Genomic DNA, 395 nt, shown 5'->3' on the forward strand with positions numbered 1-395 from the left:
CCGGCAGACGTGCAGAAGAACCCGGCGGTGATCGAGGCCTACCTCGGTGCAGGACATTAAGCGAGACCACAGAACATGACAACGAACATCCTCAAAGTCGAACAACTGAGCGTGGCCTATGGCGGCATCCAGGCCGTCAAGGGCATCAGCCTGGAGGTCAACGATGGTGAACTGGTCACCCTGATCGGTGCCAATGGCGCGGGCAAGACCACGACCTTGAAAGCCATCACCGGCACGCTGCCCAGCAGCAAGGTAGATGGCCATGTGTATTACATGGGCAATCCGTTGAAGGGCAAGAAGTCCTTCGAGCTGGTCAAGGACAAGCTGGCGATGGTGCCGGAAGGGCGTGGCGTATTTACGCGCATGAGCATCCAGGAAAACCTGTTGATGGGTGC

General features: G+C 58.0%; 2 protein-coding genes. Both read left to right on the forward strand.

All coding sequences use genetic code 11. The features are described from left to right. Positions 1–60 (forward strand): ABC transporter ATP-binding protein C-terminal domain-containing protein (locus HWE01_RS22995; protein WP_502798467.1); only part of this gene is annotated, 60 nt, incomplete at its 5' end. A gap of 15 nt (positions 61–75) precedes the next feature. Further along, on the forward strand, positions 76–395 hold a 320-nt coding region (locus HWE01_RS22630; RefSeq protein ID WP_241822957.1), incomplete at its 3' end, for an ATP-binding cassette domain-containing protein.

Origin of the sequence: Herbaspirillum sp. C7C8 (genome assembly GCF_022627875.1) — a bacterium.
Lineage (GTDB): Bacteria > Pseudomonadota > Gammaproteobacteria > Burkholderiales > Burkholderiaceae_D > Herbaspirillum.